Source organism: Fodinibius sp. GM108 (genome assembly GCF_058386985.1).
This window is the reverse complement of sequence record NZ_JBYEIR010000006.1, coordinates 159,116-176,153: the sequence shown is the minus strand read 5'-3', so window position 1 is coordinate 176,153 and position 17,038 is coordinate 159,116. Positions and strand designations below refer to the sequence as shown.

The 17,038-nt window shown below is 42.9% G+C and carries 15 protein-coding genes; 13 read left to right on the top strand and 2 right to left on the bottom strand.

Annotated elements, in window-relative coordinates; genetic code table 11:
- Positions 1-717: 717 nt before the first annotated feature.
- Positions 718-1,281: a DUF420 domain-containing protein gene (locus ACT3ID_RS12640; protein WP_491542408.1), complete on the bottom strand. Its 564-nt coding sequence runs from the start codon at positions 1,279-1,281 to the stop codon at positions 718-720.
- 432 nt (positions 1,282-1,713) lie between these two features.
- On the opposite strand from ACT3ID_RS12640, the gene ACT3ID_RS12635 reads away from it, so the two are divergent.
- The 12 genes from ACT3ID_RS12635 (at position 1,714) to ACT3ID_RS12580 (ending at position 14,899) form a co-directional block, all read left to right on the top strand.
- Complete coding sequence (locus ACT3ID_RS12635) at positions 1,714-2,364, top strand: cytochrome c3 family protein (RefSeq protein ID WP_491542407.1); 651 nt, start codon at positions 1,714-1,716, stop codon at positions 2,362-2,364.
- Positions 2,365-2,411: 47 nt separating this feature from the next.
- A complete protein-coding gene (locus tag ACT3ID_RS12630) occupies positions 2,412-5,462 on the top strand; it encodes a TAT-variant-translocated molybdopterin oxidoreductase (protein ID WP_491542406.1) in 3,051 nt (1,016 codons plus the stop codon).
- Positions 5,463-5,479: 17 nt separating this feature from the next.
- On the top strand, positions 5,480-6,913 hold the full coding sequence (nrfD, locus tag ACT3ID_RS12625; protein ID WP_491542405.1) for an NrfD/PsrC family molybdoenzyme membrane anchor subunit: 1,434 nt from the start codon (positions 5,480-5,482) through the stop codon (positions 6,911-6,913).
- A gap of 13 nt (positions 6,914-6,926) precedes the next feature.
- Positions 6,927-7,475 carry a DUF3341 domain-containing protein gene (locus tag ACT3ID_RS12620; RefSeq protein WP_491542404.1) on the top strand — a complete coding sequence of 183 codons (549 nt, stop codon included), beginning with the start codon at positions 6,927-6,929 and terminating at the stop codon, positions 7,473-7,475.
- 20 nt (positions 7,476-7,495) lie between these two features.
- Positions 7,496-8,497 carry a c-type cytochrome gene (locus tag ACT3ID_RS12615; protein WP_491542403.1) on the top strand — a complete coding sequence of 334 codons (1,002 nt, stop codon included), beginning with the start codon at positions 7,496-7,498 and terminating at the stop codon, positions 8,495-8,497.
- 41 nt (positions 8,498-8,538) lie between these two features.
- A complete protein-coding gene (locus ACT3ID_RS12610; RefSeq protein WP_491542402.1) occupies positions 8,539-9,723 on the top strand; it encodes a hypothetical protein in 1,185 nt (394 codons plus the stop codon).
- Between the two features lie 68 nt (positions 9,724-9,791).
- Positions 9,792-10,343, top strand: coding sequence for a transposase (locus ACT3ID_RS12605; RefSeq protein WP_491542401.1), 552 nt, complete (start codon positions 9,792-9,794; stop codon positions 10,341-10,343).
- Positions 10,344-10,355: 12 nt separating this feature from the next.
- Entirely contained in the window at positions 10,356-11,195 is an 840-nt protein-coding gene (locus tag ACT3ID_RS12600; protein WP_491542400.1) for an SCO family protein, read from the top strand.
- On the top strand, positions 11,182-12,132 hold the full coding sequence (gene coxB / locus ACT3ID_RS12595) for a cytochrome c oxidase subunit II (protein ID WP_491542399.1): 951 nt from the start codon (positions 11,182-11,184) through the stop codon (positions 12,130-12,132). Before ACT3ID_RS12600 ends, coxB begins: the two co-directional genes overlap by 14 nt.
- Before the next feature lie 5 nt (positions 12,133-12,137).
- On the top strand, positions 12,138-13,883 hold the full coding sequence (gene ctaD, locus ACT3ID_RS12590) for a cytochrome c oxidase subunit I (RefSeq protein ID WP_491542398.1): 1,746 nt from the start codon (positions 12,138-12,140) through the stop codon (positions 13,881-13,883).
- A 32-nt stretch (positions 13,884-13,915) separates the two neighbouring features.
- Positions 13,916-14,572 carry a cytochrome c oxidase subunit 3 family protein gene (locus tag ACT3ID_RS12585; protein ID WP_491542397.1) on the top strand — a complete coding sequence of 219 codons (657 nt, stop codon included), beginning with the start codon at positions 13,916-13,918 and terminating at the stop codon, positions 14,570-14,572.
- Positions 14,573-14,596: 24 nt separating this feature from the next.
- Positions 14,597-14,899, top strand: a complete 303-nt coding sequence (locus tag ACT3ID_RS12580; protein ID WP_491542396.1) for a cytochrome C oxidase subunit IV family protein — start codon at positions 14,597-14,599, stop codon at positions 14,897-14,899.
- 103 nt (positions 14,900-15,002) lie between these two features.
- Here ACT3ID_RS12580 and ACT3ID_RS12575 read toward each other — a convergent pair whose 3' ends face one another.
- A complete protein-coding gene (locus ACT3ID_RS12575) occupies positions 15,003-15,938 on the bottom strand; it encodes a COX15/CtaA family protein (protein ID WP_491542395.1) in 936 nt (311 codons plus the stop codon).
- A 152-nt stretch (positions 15,939-16,090) separates the two neighbouring features.
- Between ACT3ID_RS12575 and cyoE the strand changes: the two genes are divergently transcribed.
- A complete protein-coding gene (cyoE, locus tag ACT3ID_RS12570) occupies positions 16,091-16,996 on the top strand; it encodes a heme o synthase (RefSeq protein WP_491542394.1) in 906 nt (301 codons plus the stop codon).
- Positions 16,997-17,038 lie beyond the last annotated feature (42 nt).

The window sequence follows — 17,038 nt, the reverse complement described above, 5'->3', positions numbered from 1 at the left end:
TTTCATCACAGTCATTACAGACTGGCACAGCCTGTGGATTGATCCGCAATATCCTGACCTGTTGAAGAATGTAATCAGTGAAATGGCATTTTGATAGCCGCTGTTCTGAACGATTGCTATATATATCTTTCAAGCCGTGTGGGATGACGATAAGAATGGGGGTTTAGACTTCTGCCCGTTGACGTCATTCCGACTAAACTCCGAAAGCATTCGGAGCTCACGGAGTAATCTGCAATAGCACCAGGCGGAGACTTGCCATCATATAGCCCGGCCTTGAAAGGACCGGGCTACAAAGAAAACCAGAAGCTGTCTGAAGACAGCTTGATATCGTAGCTTGCTATCATCATGTGCAGTTTTGACGTCATTGCGGATTTGATCACAATCCGCCAATAATTGGACAGGGCTCGTATAGCAATAAACAGAAATACCTGTTAGCTAACCAGAACAACGTTTCTATAGCACGAGCAGACGCTCGCGCTATCATTTCTTTTCTTAATTACATTCCCAAGCTGGAGCTTGGGAATGAGATATGAGCTCGTTTCGGCTACGCACCAGAGGTACGTTAAACAAGATGTTAATGGTAAATCGCCACAGCCTACTCTTAAATATATCTCGCGCGGGAAGTAAGTCCCGCGCTAATGATGATTACAAACATAACGACACAAACTGCTTAGATATGGCAATAACTGCCTGTTAGTGTTTTTAATCATATACTATTCACGAATAAACCCGCAGGAGAAAAAAGATGAGAACGCCCGTTACAGATACATATAACCAAACGGGCAATGTTACTTTAGAAATTTTGCGATGAAGCCGCAGTTTACCGGAAAATGCCAAATAAAAACTAGTCAAGATCATAGGCATAACCACTGCTGAAAGGATGATGTGTGTAATCAGAATAAAAAAGTAAATCGGCCGGATAAGCCCCTCTCCCGTGAAAGGAGTACTGCCATGAAAATTGTGATAAATGACATAACTGATCAGAAAAAAAGTAGAAGTTACAAAGGCCGTTAGATTAAATTTCATGTGACGACTGAAATTACGGCGTAAAATCGCCCGATATCCCAAAAGAAGAAGAACAGTGCTGGCACTATTTAATAAAGCATTAAGCGCCGGAAGGCTGGTAATCAAATTTGAGCTGTAATCGCTCCCTCCCTTGTAATAGATGAGCCAGATTAAAAAAACGAATGCCACAGTACTTATTAATAATATAACGCCAATAGCTTTTGCCAAGCTGATATCCTTCAGCAGATCAATCGTAAACGGTTCGTCAGAAGTCATTCTGCAATTCTTATTCAAATTTTAGCAACGCCTAAAGTAAAAAATATTGGTGATTTTTTATCATTATAAATCAGAAAGTCCGAACAAAATAGATTCCAAGAAGCTGTCAGTATCAGCGATTAGCTACTCGAACTGCTTGTTACTATTTATATGCCGGTCGTTCAAGCCAACTCTAAACACGACAGATACTTTCAAATATTTTTTAAGAATATTATCAAAATCCCGTTAGGCATTTTTGGAAAATAGATTATATCTTAGGCCTCTTGATTTTCGACCCTAAGGAATTGATCTACACATAATCTATTTAGAATCGATTTAAATATGAAATTAGACATTTTTTGAGGTTCTAAATGAATGGGATTTTCCATACTTTCAGGCCGAACTTTCCAGAGAACATCTGCTAAACTAAGCAACGATAAATCTTAAGATCCAATGGCTCAGATTTTTCCCAAGTGGGCAAATGAAGTACCTCAACGTATTTTGCTCGGGCTTATTATTTTCGCAACTGTAACTGTAGCAGGAGTTTGGTATTATTTTTCTCCCGAATATACCGATGTTGGATATGCTCCCGAGCAGCCCATCGAATACAGCCATAAGTTGCATGCCGGCGAACTTGATATTGACTGCCAATATTGCCACACCAATGTTGAAGAATCGCAACATGCCAATGTACCGGCAACTCAAACCTGTATGAACTGCCACAACCAAATTGATGGATCTCAAAATCCTGAGGAAGTGCAAAAAGTTCGGGATAGCTGGGAGAATAAAGATCCAATTGAATGGGTTCGAGTTCATAATCTGCCTGACTACGCGTATTTCAATCATGCCGCTCACGTAAATGTTGGCGTGGGATGCGAAACCTGCCATGGAAGAGTTGATCGTATGGAAAAAGTGTTCCAGAAAGAACCATTGAGCATGAGCTGGTGCCTTGACTGTCATCGCAGCCCTGAAGAGTATGTACGTCCTGTTGAAGAAGTTACAACTATGGGATATGAAGCTGAAGATCAAATAAAAGTGGGAATGGAGTTGGTTTCCAAGAACAATATAGATCCCCCAACAGACTGTCAGAGTTGTCACTATTAATTTCTAGGTACCACCGAACGAATCTGAATTAACGCAATCGTAACGGAATGAGCGAAGAAGTAAAAAATCCAAATTACTGGAAAAGTCTGGGCGAACTTGCCAGAAACGATGAATATGAAAAGTACGTCGAGCGTGAATTTCCAGAAAATGCTACCGAACTAAATGATGAAGTATCCCGGCGCAGCTTTCTGCGCGTGATGGGTGCTTCTATTGCATTGGCGGGATTCACTGCCTGTCGGCGCCCTGTTCAGAAAATTGTGCCGTTCACCGAGCAACCGGAAGATATTACGGAAGGCAATCCTCTTTACTATGCTTCGGCAATGCCTTTTCAGGATTCGCTGTCGGGATTGGTTATCGAAAATAACGAAGGACGCCCCACCAAAATTGAAGGAAATGAACTGCACCCTGCAAGTAACGGCAATACCAGTATTTTCGGCCAGGGAGCAATTCTTGACATGTACGATCCCGATCGCTCGCGGTTTATCCGAAATGAAGGTGAACGATCTTCGCTAAATGCTTTCGTTGATTTCTGTAATCAACATTTTTCTGATACCAACCAGAATGTTGCTTTTATATCAGAAGCAAACTCCTCACCTACGTTCAACCGATTAAAAGAGCAGGCCAAACAGACTTTTGCCAACACACAATGGATTACATATGAACCGTTTGGCGAAGATAATGCCCTTGAAGGCACAAACATTGCTTTTGGGCAGCGGTTACGAACTTCGAACAAGTTTGATGAAGCAGAAGTCATTATAAGTTTTGACGATGACTTCTTAAATCCAGCCGCTAACAAGAACAGTGTTGAAGCCACGAGACGTTATGCAGATGGACGCGAAATTATGTCCACCGAAGATGATATGTCTCGGTTTTATGCTATTGAAAGCACTCATACACTTACAGGCTCCAATGCCGATAACCGACTGAGAGTTAAATCAGGCGAAATCGATCTCTTTATATATGCCCTTGCCGCTGAGCTTGCGAATTCTGTCAGCGGATTGTCAGCTTTCCAGGGATATTCTAACAAGTTTTCTGATCACGAATGGATTCCCGTCCTGGCAGAAGAATTACTTACCAATCAGGGTGATTCCATTCTTACAGTGGGACGTGAGCATGCACCGGAACTTCATGCTACAGTAGCTGCAATGAATGCAGCACTTGGCAATGCGGGAGAAACGGTAATCTATCTAGAAGTTCCTCATATCGAACAGCAAAACAATCGAAATGCTTTTGGCGGATTGGTCAACAATCTAAACAACGGACAAATCGATACGGTTGTGATCGTTGGCACCAATCCTGTTTTTACCGCTCCGGCTGATCTGAATTTTGAGGAAGCACTTTCTAACGCCGGACAGGTTATTCATTTATCTGACTATTACGATGAGACCTCAAAGCAGGCAAACTGGCACATCAATCGTGCTCATTTCCTCGAAGCATGGGGCGATGGATACTCTTATGAGGGGACGCGTTCTATTATCCAGCCACAAATTGAGCCGCTGTATTCAGGTGTAAGTGAGATTGAATTTCTCAACATCATTGTAAATGGTGAACAAACAAAGGGATATGATCTCGTTCAGGAAACATGGCAAGATTTTTATCCTTCAAATTTTGAAAGCCAGTGGGAACGTGCCCTGCACGATGGGACCGCAGGAGAAGAACTGTTCTCTGCCACATCGCCACAGATTTCGAACCAGTTTAATTCAGAAGCAAGCAATTTTATAGCTGACGCTAACCCCTCGGAGGGTATGGAACTGGTTATCCGGGCAGATTCTACCGTGTTTGACGGGCGGTATGCCAATAATGGATGGCTACAAGAGCTTCCCGAGCCGATGACCAAGATTACCTGGGATAATGTCGCGCTGATGAGCAAGAAGACCGCCGACGAGCTGGGGGTTAAGGAAGCAGGTTTGGGCAAAGCTGAAGTAGAGATGATTGCAATAACTGTCGATGGCACAACGGTTGAGATGCCCGCATGGGTCCAGCCGGGTCACGCTGACGACAGTATCACTGTTACCGTAGGATACGGGCGCGAAGGAATTGGCCGGGTTGCAAACACAACAGGCTTCGATACCTACCCTCTTCGCACCAGTGAAAATATGCTTTTTGCCAGCGATATTTCCGTAGAGAAAACGGACAAAACCTATGAAGTTGCCTGTACGCAAGATCATCATTCCATGGAAGGACGATCGCTATTGCGTCATGCAACGCTTCAGGAATATCGCGACAACCCGGATTTCTCCACCTATGATTCTGCTTATGATGCAGAAATGCCGGGACTGGCTTATGCTGAAGAACAGGGACATGATGCGCCACTCAGCATTTTTGATGCTATTACGAAAGAAGATTACCCCGATGATGAACCGCAGTGGGGTATGGCAATCGACTTAAATGCCTGCACAGGTTGCGGCGTATGTACTATTGCCTGCACGGCAGAAAATAACATCCCGGTGGTAGGTAAGCGCGAAGTCAGCCGCGGACGAGAAATGCACTGGATTCGCAACGATCGCTATTTTGATGGTGATGTAAATGAACCCAAAGCACTGCACCAGCCGGTGCCTTGCATGCACTGCGAGTTGGCACCGTGTGAACAGGTTTGCCCCGTAGCGGCAACAACACACAGCGATGATGGCATGAACCAAATGACGTACAATCGCTGCATAGGAACCCGCTATTGTGCAAATAACTGTCCCTACAAGGTTCGGAGATTTAACTTCTTCAATTATTCAGAAGAATTTTTAACCGGCGGCGATGATCCGGAAATTATTCAGATGGCTATGAATCCGGAAGTGACAATACGTTTCCGCGGTGTGATGGAGAAATGTACTTACTGCGTGCAGCGTGTTAACCGGGCCAAAATTGAAAGATCTATTGAAACGAACGGTGAGACGAAAAAACCCGAAGATGGTGCTGTTGAAACAGCTTGTCAGCAAGCTTGTCCCGCTGATGCAATTTACTTTGGTGATCTCACCGATCCCGACAGCCAGGTAGTGCAAACGAAGAAAAACAATCGCAACTACCTGATGCTTGAAGAGCTTAACACGCGTCCAAGAACGTCATATCTCTCAAAAATCAGCAATCCCAATCCGAAACTGGCTTAATTTCCAACAATTCTACGATGAGCACAGATTATCAATACGTACCGGAGCCAAAACTCGTAAAAGGTGATCATACCTTTGGGAGTATTACTAATCTTATTGCTAAAACTCCCTTGTCTCCCACGCCCAAATTGTGGTATCTCGCATTTGGACTTGCTAACCTCCTACTTATCGCAATGCTCGGGGCAGTTGCATACTTGGTCTGGGATGGAACAGGTATCTGGGGATTGAACAACCCTGCCGGATGGGGTTGGGCCATTATTAACTTTGTTTGGTGGGTTGGTATCGGTCACGCAGGTACGTTGATTTCTGCTATTCTCTTCCTGTTCCGTCAAGGCTGGCGTACGGCCATTAACCGCTTTGCGGAAGCTATGACAATCTTTGCCGTAATGTGTGCGGGCTTGTTTCCGGCCATTCACGTGGGACGTATCTGGGTAATCTACTGGGTTTTCCCCATCCCTAACCAGATGGCTGTTTGGCCCAACTTCTCAAGTCCGCTGTTGTGGGACGTATTCGCCGTTAGTACCTATTTCACGGTATCACTACTCTTCTGGTATGTAGGCTTAATTCCCGACTTTGCCACATTGCGAGACAAAGCAAAAAGCAAAATTGCCAAGATTTCATATGGTATTGCTTCACTTGGCTGGACAGGCAGTTTTCGCAACTGGTGGAATTATGAAAAAGCCTACATGATATTGGCCGGACTTGCCACTCCGCTGGTACTTTCGGTACACACAATTGTATCGTTCGACTTCGCCGTTTCGGTGATTCCGGGCTGGCACAGCACAATATTTCCGCCCTACTTTGTTGCCGGCGCCATTTATTCGGGTTTTGCAATGGTTCTTACGCTGATGCTGATCGCCCGCAAGATCTACAATCTTGAAGATATTATGAACATCGACATCATGGAGAAAATGAATCTCGTGATGATGGTAACAGGCAACTTAGTTGCCTTTGCATACCTTATGGAAGGATTTGTTGCCTGGTATAGTGGCTATATTTATGAACAAGGAATTTTCTGGCTCTATGTCGTCGGCCCCTATGCATGGGGTTTTTGGATCCTGATGTTCTGTAATGTTATTACTCCGCAATTTCTCTGGTTTAAGAACATCCGGAGGAATGTAGCTATAACTTTTGTTATTTCGATCATCGTGAACATCGGCATGTGGTTTGAGCGATTTATGATTGCCGTTGCTTCACTTTCAACCGACTTTATGCCTTCGGCCTGGGATTATTATTCCCCCACATTCTGGGATATACTCACTTATGTAGGAACCTTCGGATTATTTTTCACTTTCTTCCTGCTGTTTCTGCGCTTCTTACCCATGGTCGCGATTGCAGAAGTAAAAGGTGTTATGCCGCAGGCTGATCCGCATAATTACGACGAAGAAACACAAGAATTTGATATAGAGAAAACCGAACCTGTTGTGGTTCAAGAAGAGCAAACTGTTTAGTAACTGATTATATATGGACGCAGAAAACAAACAAGTTTATGGCGTTTTAGCTGAGTTTCGTAATCCGAAAGAACTGGTTGATGCAGCCGCTTCGGTAAAAAAATCCGGCTATCAGGATTTTGATACATATGCTCCATTTCCTATTCATGGAATGGAAAAAGCGATGGGACTGAAAAACTCTCCTCTCGGCTGGATTGTACTGGTTGGCGGATTGATCGGTATGGTAGGAGCGCTTACCCTCATGATTTGGGTTATGGGATATGAATATCCCATAAATATTAGCGGAAAACCATTCATAAACTTGCCTGTATATGTACCTGTAACTTTTGAGCTTACAGTACTGTTGTCTGCTTTTGCCGCCACCTTCGGAATGCTTGCACTAAATAATTTGCCACGGTTGCATAATCCGCTTTTTAATGTAGAACGTTTCGAAAAAGCTTCTGATGACGGATTCTTTGTCTGTATAGAAGCTACTGACGATCTATTTGCGGAAGAAAAAGTTATCAAGTTGTTCCGCGATAATGGAGCGACACATATTGAAACCGTGTACGATTCGGAATAATTGACTTAAAAAATCTTAGTTTGCACAACAATCAGATGAAAGTTACCAAGCATATATTATTAGCAGCTTTTGTTCTACCACTGGTATTGTCTGCATGCCGCGGGCAGCTCTCCGAGAAAGAACCAATTCATCCCAACATGAATATGGACCAACAACGGCGCTTTGATGCTCAGGAAAAAAATGAATTTTTCGATGATAATCGTGCTATGCGTAAACCGGTTGAAGGGACCATTGCTCGTGGCAAACTGAAAGATGATCCTGCCCTGTACCAAGGGATAAATGAAGACAGCAGCTTTGTTGACGAAATTCCTGTGGATGTAACAAAATCATTTATTTATCGAGGGAAAGAACGATATGAAGTGTTCTGTACGCCATGTCACGGCCTTACCGGAGATGGGAACGGGATTGTCATGGCTAATAACTATGGCTATGTACCTGCACCCAGCTTCCATATAGAGAGAATACGTAATCAAAGTGATGGATACTTGTATTCAGCAATCACTAACGGTATCCGTACAATGCCTTCTTACGCTACCCAGATACCGGTAAAAGATCGCTGGGCTATTGTCTCATATGTAAGAGCATTACAACGCAGCCAACATGTTCCTGAAGAACAACTGGAACAGTATGATGTGGATATTGCAGAACTACAGAAAGAGTATCAAGAAGAACAGCTGGCGGCACAGGCACGTGAAGAGGCTGCAGCTGCAGGTGAAGACGATGAAGTTTCGGTAGAACGCGGTGAAACCGTAGCTCAGGACAACGGGTGTATGACTTGTCACTCTACCGATGGTACCAAACTGGTAGGCCCCACCTGGGAGAATCTATACGGGCACGAAGTAACACTGGAAGATGGATCAACAGTAACTGCTGATGAAGATTATATACGCGAATCTATCGTTGATCCCAATGCCAAAATTGTAGAGGGATTTCCCCCGTCAATGACGCCGTATGATTATTTGAGTGAGAGTGAAATTAATTCGCTTATTGAATACATCAAGTCATTGAGCGACGAAGAATAAAATTTTAACACAGTTAAGTATTTAAACAATTGGTTTAGTTTATGAGCAAGCCTAAGATAACCGATACGCTGCAGTTTCCTTCTGATCTTAATATTACCAAAACGCTCTTTGGTGTGGGGATTGTAGGTCTGTTGGCCAGCGTTATTGGCTATTTCCTGGAACACGATCAGTTTTTCTTCTCTTACCTGGTGAACTTTGCTTTTTTCTCCAGCATTGCACTGGCAAGCTTGTTCTTTGTAATGCTCCAGCATTTGACACGCTCAGAATGGAGTGCTGTTCTCCGCCGTATCCCTGAAGCGATTTCTTCTAATATGTGGATATGGGCACTGTTTATTATCCCTATACTTTTAGGCATGCATTCGCTATATCACTGGACACACGCCGATGCTGTTGCCGCCGATCCGGTTCTGCAGGGTAAGGAACCATATTTGAATACTCCCTTCTTTATTATCCGTCAGGTTATCTATTTTGGACTTTGGAGCTTCTTGGGATACCAGATGTACCAAAAGTCCGTTGAAATGGATGAAACCGGAGACTGGGGCCTGCAAACACTGTTACGACGAACCAGCGGACCGGGGATCTTCTTCTTTGCTATTACTCTTGCTTTTGCTTCTTTCGACTGGCTGATGACGCTTGACCCGCACTGGTATTCTACTATTTTTGGCGTGTACTATTTTGCGATGAGCTTTCAGGGACTTTTTGCAGCTCTGATTCTTATTGTGCTGTTCCTCTGGAAACAAGGATTGCTTACGAATACTATTAAGAAGGGACATATTTACGATCTTGGCGTACAACTCTTTGGATTTACGGTATTCTATGCCTATATCGCATTCAGTCAATTTCTTCTAATTTATTATGCCAATATTCCCGAAGAAACCGTTTGGTATCTGGAACGGCTAAACGGCGGATATGAATATTTAGCATACTTCTATTTGTTTGGTCGATTTGTAATTCCATTCGTAGTACTACTGCCAAAATGGACAAAATCGAACTTCAAAATTGTCGGCACCATATCTGCATTAATCCTTGCCTCACATCTGGTTGAGCTCTACTGGATTGTTATGCCGGTGCTGCACCATCATGGTTTTCATTTTGATTGGATTACTATCACCAGCTTTCTGGGTCTTGGAGGTATTTTTATGGGACTGTTTTTCTATCGTTTTAAGCAGAGTAAAATGGTTCCCATTAACGATCCAAAGCTGGCTGATTCACTTGATAAACACTAATTTTAACCAAGCTAATACGCTGAAAGCAGTAAGGGTCTGCCCGCTGCGAAAAAAGCCTTTACACTTATATGGCAAGTGAAGAACAAAATTATTCCGCCGCATTTAAGAAAGAAGTAGCCCAAAAGGCACTCGATCGTTCAAAACAGAACTTAGACGAGCTCTCTGAAGAATATAATGTGCCCGTATCAGTAATATTGATGTGGGCGACCGAGCTTGAAAAAGGCGGGGAAAATGTTTTTGAATCCGAAAAAGATATTGAAGAGGAATCGACCGACGAACACGAGCGGGTCGATGTAGAAATTTCGGATGGCAAAGTAGCCGATTCAGTGGGTCATGGAGTAATGCTTGATCAACTGAACTATAAGCGGCTCGTTTTTTGGAGCGTTTTCGGCATAATTATCGTTAGTGTAATTGTACAGGCTCTCTATGAATTGTATCATTATAATCAATCGTTTGTAGAAGAGCGTGTATCTTCGGAGAGCCAATATTACCAGGCAAACCAATTACGTCAGGAAGCAAAACAACAATTGGATAGCTTTGGTGTTGTAGATCTTGAAAATCGTATATATCGAATCCCAATCGACAGCGCTATTTCAAATATGGCTGCCGATGAAGAATAACTGGTTAGTACTATGAGATACACAGGCGTTGCGATTGCTCTTTTTTGCCTGTTCCTGCATCCAATCACAAGTTTTGCCCAATTAAATAAGCAAAAACCAGATGATTTAGACGATGTAGGAGTAACCGAGCGTTTAGGTGAGCATATACCGCTCAATTTAACATTCGCCAACGCTGAAGGCGATTCAATAGCACTACAGGAAATATTTGAAAAAGAAAAACCGGTACTGCTTAATCCGGTGTATTATGAATGCCCGCAGTTGTGCTCTATGATTAAAGAGGCCATCTATAAAGGTGTTAATGACCTAAAATGGTCTCCGGGTAGTGAATATAATATTATTACGTTCAGCATTGACCCAACAGAAAAAACGGATCTGGCTGCTGACAATAAACAACAATATTTAAATAAGCTGGATAGACAAAATGCCCAGGAAGGTTGGCATTTCTTAACCGGCAATGAAAAAAATATAAAACAACTGACTGAGGCGGTGGGATTCGACTACCAAAAGCTCCAAAATGGCGAATATGCACACGGAGCTGCCATCATGTTTTTAAGTCCCGATGGTAAGATTACCCGCTACCTTTATGGGCTCGAGTTTGATGAATTTGACATGCGGAATGCGCTCTATGAAGCAGCTGATGGCGATATTGGAAGCACGGCAGAACGAGTACTTCTCTACTGCTATCAATATGATGCGGATTCCAATTCTTATGTGCCGGTGGCCTGGAAAATTATGCAAATCGGTGGCTTTGCTACCGTGCTAATTCTGGGTATATTTATCGGTTTTATGTGGATGCGATACAGATATTCTAATAATGAAAAGAAAATAAAAGATACGAATGGACGCGCTTAACGATCTATTTCTTCCACCAGCAAAATCAACGCTGGCTGAACATACCGATACATTATTTTGGTTTGTTCACCTAAGTAGCTTGGTGTTAACAGTTGGACTAATTGCAGTAATTATATATTTCGTATATAAGTATCGGCGAAAGTCAGAAGATGAAGTAACACCGCTCATAACTCACAACAACAAACTCGAAGTTACTTGGTCTGTAATTCCCCTCATTTTGGTGATCATAGTTTTTGGATGGGGCTATCAGGTATTTTTGAATCAACGCGTTGTGCCCGATGACGCCTATGAAGTGCAAGTAACAGCACAAATGTGGACCTGGCAATTTACTTATGAAAATGGAGCGCGATCCAATAATGAATTACACGTACCTGCTGACCGACCGGTGAAACTGATCATGAATTCCAATGATGTGATCCATTCCTTTTTCGTACCGGATTTCCGGCTGAAGCAAGATGTGGTACCTGGCCGCTACACCGAAATGTGGTTTAATGCTCCAGAGCCGGGAGAATCGATCATCTATTGCGCAGAATATTGTGGTGACGGTCACTCCGACATGCTCGGAGAAGTAATTGTACATGAACAAGAAGAGTTTGAAATGTGGCTGGCTGAAAATGAAAGCGGAGGCTCTAAACCCGAAGATCTTGCTCCTGCTGAATGGGGCGAACAGTTGGTACAAGAGTACGCATGTAATACTTGTCACTCGACAGATGGCACACGACTAACCGGTCCAACATGGCAAGGCAAGTTTGGAAGTGAAGAGGCTCTGTCCGATGGTTCTACCGTAACTGTTGATGAAAATTACATACGAGAATCTATCTTAGAACCTAGTGCTAAAGTTGTTGAAGGTTTTCCTGATGTCATGAATACCTATCAGGGACAGCTTAATGACGAACAGATCAACGCTATTATAGAATATATCAAAACACTGCAATAACAAACATGGATACAGCAGAAGCAAGTTCTCCACTCAAAAAAATACAGGTACAACGGTTTAAACCCGATAATGACCCTGACACACATTATCTAAATGAAGAAACAGGCCTTTGGGCTTGGATGACAACTGTCGATCACAAAAAGATCGGCATCATGTTTCTGGCAGCCCTGACCTTCTTTTTCTTTGTCGGAGGTATCATGGCTTTGCTGGTTCGGACCGAGCTGTGGACCCCCGCAAAAACTTTTATTCAGGCAAACACCTATAACCAGCTCTTTACCCTGCATGGGGCAATCATGGTTTTCCTGTTCTTGATTCCCTCCGTGCCGGCCGCACTGGGTAACTTTATTCTACCATTGCAACTGGGTGCCAAAGATGTGGCATTTCCCAGGCTTAACTTATTAAGCTTTTATCTGTATCTGGCTGGAGCCTTCATTGCTATTTTCGCTATCCTCAGTGGTGGTATCGATACAGGATGGACCTTTTATACCCCCTATTCCAATACTACGGGTGGAGGGGTTACCATTATGGTTTTCGGAGTTTTTGTAATAGGATTTTCATCTATCCTTACCGGCGTTAACTTTATTACAACCATTCATAAATTGCGAGCTCCAGGACTCACGTGGGATAAATTGCCTCTCTTCTGCTGGGGATTGTATGCAACCAGCGTTATTCAGATCTTAGCAACGCCCGTGCTTGCTATTACACTGGCACTCGTTGGAATGGAACGTATTCTGGGAGTCGGAATATTCGATCCTGCTATGGGCGGTGACCCGGTTCTCTTTCAGCACTTTTTCTGGTTTTACAGCCACCCGGCTGTGTACATTATGATTGTACCGGGATTTGGTGTAGTCTCCGAAATTATAACAACCTTCTCGAGAAAGCACATTTTCGGTTATTGGGCTATTGCCCTTTCTTCTCTGGCTATTGCCTTTATTGGCTTTCTCGTCTGGGGACATCACATGTTCGTGTCCGGACAGGCGACACTGGCATCAATGGTATTCTCATTCCTGACATTCCTCGTTGGTATTCCAACAGGCATTAAAATGTTCAACTGGACTGCCACCCTCTATAAAGGCTCGATCGATCTAAAATCTCCACTACTATACATATTTGGATTCTTCTTCCTGTTCCTTGTCGGTGGTTTTACAGGAATTGTACTTGGCACTATCGCCCTTGACGTTCACCTGCACGATACCTATTACGTAGTCGCACACTTCCACTTTGTGATGGTAGGTGGTATGGTGATGGCATTCCTCGGCGGCTTACACTATTGGTGGCCGAAAATTACCGGTAAAATGTATAATGAGACATTAGCTAAAATTGCCTGTTTAACCATCTTTATAGGTTTTAATGTTACCTTTTTACCACAGTTTGTAATGGGTTCCCAAGGTATGCCCCGCCGCTATTTTAATTATATAGAGCAATTTCAGGGAATGCATCAAATATCAACGATCGGTTCTTACATATTGGGAATAGGCTTTATGTTAATCTTTTACTACCTGATGAAGTCTATTTTTTCCGGAGAAAAAGCAACAGCCAACCCATGGGGCAGCCGCGCTATGGAATGGCAAGTAAATAGTCTACCGCCCTTGCACAACTTCCATCACACACCTGTTATCATCAACGGACCGTATGACTACCACAAGCCCATGGAAGAATTCCAGCTTGGGTTAGCAGGCTCCGGCGACGGACATGGTGAGGAAAGCGACTTTGATGTACATGCCGAAGGCGATAAAATCGAAGCTGAATAACAGTTTAACTTTAAAACAGTACAATACTGATTATGGCAAATCATTCTTCATCCACATCAGAAACCAGGTTTTTGCAGCATCATTTTGTGGATGCTGATCAGCAGTTCGACGCTGCCAAAATGGGAATGTGGATTTTTCTGGGTACCGAAATATTAATGTTTGGTGGATTATTTGCCGCCTATATCGTCTACCGATTGTGGTATCCCGAACTATTTACGTTAGCTTCAGAAGAGCTTGACACTATTTTAGGGACAGTAAACACGTTAGTGCTTATTGGCAGTAGTCTGACTGTGGCCATGGCTATTAGATCGGCTCAGATTAATAAAAATAGAAATATTATCATTTATCTGGGCATTACACTAGCACTGGCCGCCACATTTATGGTTATTAAGTATTTTGAGTGGACTCACAAATTTCATCTCGGGATATTTCCGGGACAATTTTATTCCTTTGAAGGTATCGATCACCCACAAGCAAATGTATTTTTTAGCCTCTATTACCTGATGACAGGCCTGCACGGTTTTCACGTGGTAATAGGAATGGGATTAATGGGCTGGTTGCTGTGGCGATCATTCAAAGGGCATTTCAACAGCGAGTATTATACGCCCGTTGAAATCACAGGTCTCTACTGGCACCTGGTTGATATTATCTGGATTTTCCTTTTCCCACTGTTCTATCTAATTGATTGATAACTCTAAAACGATTTACAGCTCATGAGTGGACACCATATATCCTCAAGCAAAACATTACTCAGTGTAGCAGGAGCACTATTTATCTTAACAGTACTGACTGTTGCGGTTTTTTATCTACATATCCCTGAGCCATGGAATGTTATTGTCGCGATGGGAATTGCAATTTTTAAAGCTGCACTTGTAGCCCTGTTCTTTATGAATCTTTGGTGGGATGAAAAATTCAACAGTATGATACTGGTATTCTCCTTCCTGTTTTTTGGACTTTTAGTTGGTCTGACACTGATCGATACCTTATTCCGGTCAGAGGTTATCCCTGGTTTTTAACCCACAATCCTTTTCGTGTTATTAGCCGGTCGAGATTTCGACCGGCTTTTTTATTTTATCTACTTCTTTCTTCTCCTTTTTCCTTCCTCAATAGTTAACTAGTTCAAAGGTTAGGAAGATGCTCACGAGAATGCATCACTAATAGAAACAGTAAAAATTCGAAAGCAATAAGAAGGGCAACACCTACCAGATGCACAACTTGATATACAGGCGGCAATCCTAAATAGTATAAACCGACACCTGTCAATATTTGCAATACAATCATTACAAAAATAATTGCACCCAACTTACTAAGCTTTTCAGATTCTGTTCTCTGACAAATATAAGCCACACCAGCACCCACAATAAAGACAATCCAGGAGAAACTTCGATGGATTTCATCTATTAGGCCTACACGTTGAATCCACGTTTCTCTTGGCGGGGGTACTGCCATATTTTTAAGCAGATCAATCCCCTCTCTGACTTGTGTCCCAAAAATAAGCTGTACAAATGTAGTAACCATCAATACAATGACAGACCAAAAAATCCAGCGGGATGCTTTATCACTGATCTCTATAGAAAAGTTCTGAGCAGAAGCTTTAAAAACGGCATAAATGAGTGTCATCATGATCACCATCGCCAAAAACATATGAAGGGTTATCAACCATTCATCAAGTCCGGTCATAACAACCTGTCCCCCAAGCCAGCCCTGTATCAAAACCAACACAAAGGCCGTCGCCGAACTGTAAAATACGGCAGGCTCGCTTTTGCGATATCGAAAAGATAAAACAAAAGTAGCGGTAATTAATAAACCAATAATCACACCAATCAGACGGTTAATATATTCGGTCCACGTTTTAAAGACATTAAATTGAGAGGCATCAAATTGGGCAGGCAAATCTGCTACTGATGTGGGTGGTATCCATGATCCAAAACATTTTGGCCAGTCAGGACATCCCAGACCAGCGCCTGAGGCACGCACAAGTCCGCCGACAAAAATTAAAAATATGGTTGCTCCTACCGTAGTAAGTGCAATCTTTTGATAGGTGTTAAGTTTCATTCTTACGTAAGATAAAAAATGCTAAAAATGGGGTGAGTGGATAATACTAACTGTAAAAATTACTACAAAATATCTTTTAGATTCTTTAACGCAGGGTAACAATTTTAATAAGAAATATGTATTTTAGACCCCCTTATTAAAGACAAGCCGACATGAAGTTAAGCACCGTACTCTCCCTCTCAAAATTCATCAATACCGATAAAATTTCGGCGTACTATGAATTAACCAAACCCGGAATTACATTAACGGTATTGGCTAGTATGGTTATAGGTTTTGTCTTGGGATCCGGGAGTCAAATTAATTTTGTTACCCTTGCTCACGCCACATTGGGAACATGGCTGATTGCATCGGGCACCGCTGCTCACAATCAGTTTATGGAATGGCGTTTTGATGGAAGAATGAAAAGAACAAAAAAAAGACCTGTCCCATCCAGTAAAATAAGTCCTCGTAAAAGCAGCCTCTTTTCACTGGGATTAATCTTCGGCGGACTTTTTTACCTGCTTTTTGCTGTTAATTTTGTTGCAGCTGTTGTTTCACTGCTTACCACTCTTATTTACCTGGGGATATATACCCCCATGAAGCGCGTATCGTACGCTAACGTCTTCATCGGAGCCATCCCCGGAGCATTGCCCCCTGTTGGTGGCTGGGCCGCTGCAACGGGACATCTGGGGAGTACAGGCATGTGGCTGCTCTTCGGGATTGTCTTTCTTTGGCAAATTCCACACGTGATGGCTATCGCATGGGTTTGCAAAGATGATTACTCCAATGCAGGATTTAAAATGCTTCCAAAGGATGACCCCCAAGGCTTAAAAGCTGCCGGCTGGATGATCTCTTGTCTTGTTACACTGCTTCCGGTCTGCTATGGCCTATATTATATCGGCATGAATAGCTGGCTGTACCTGACAGGTACCCTTATCAGCAGCGTAGTCTTTCTTTACTACGGGCTAATCTTTTTAAAAGATCGAGACAAATCATCGGCGAAAAAATTGATGTTTGCTTCATTTGGATATCTGCCAATCGTCTGGGCATTCATCATAGTTGATCTTCTTGTTCTCTAATTTTCCTCCGGAATTCTGACAACCACTCTGCTCGTTTCTTTT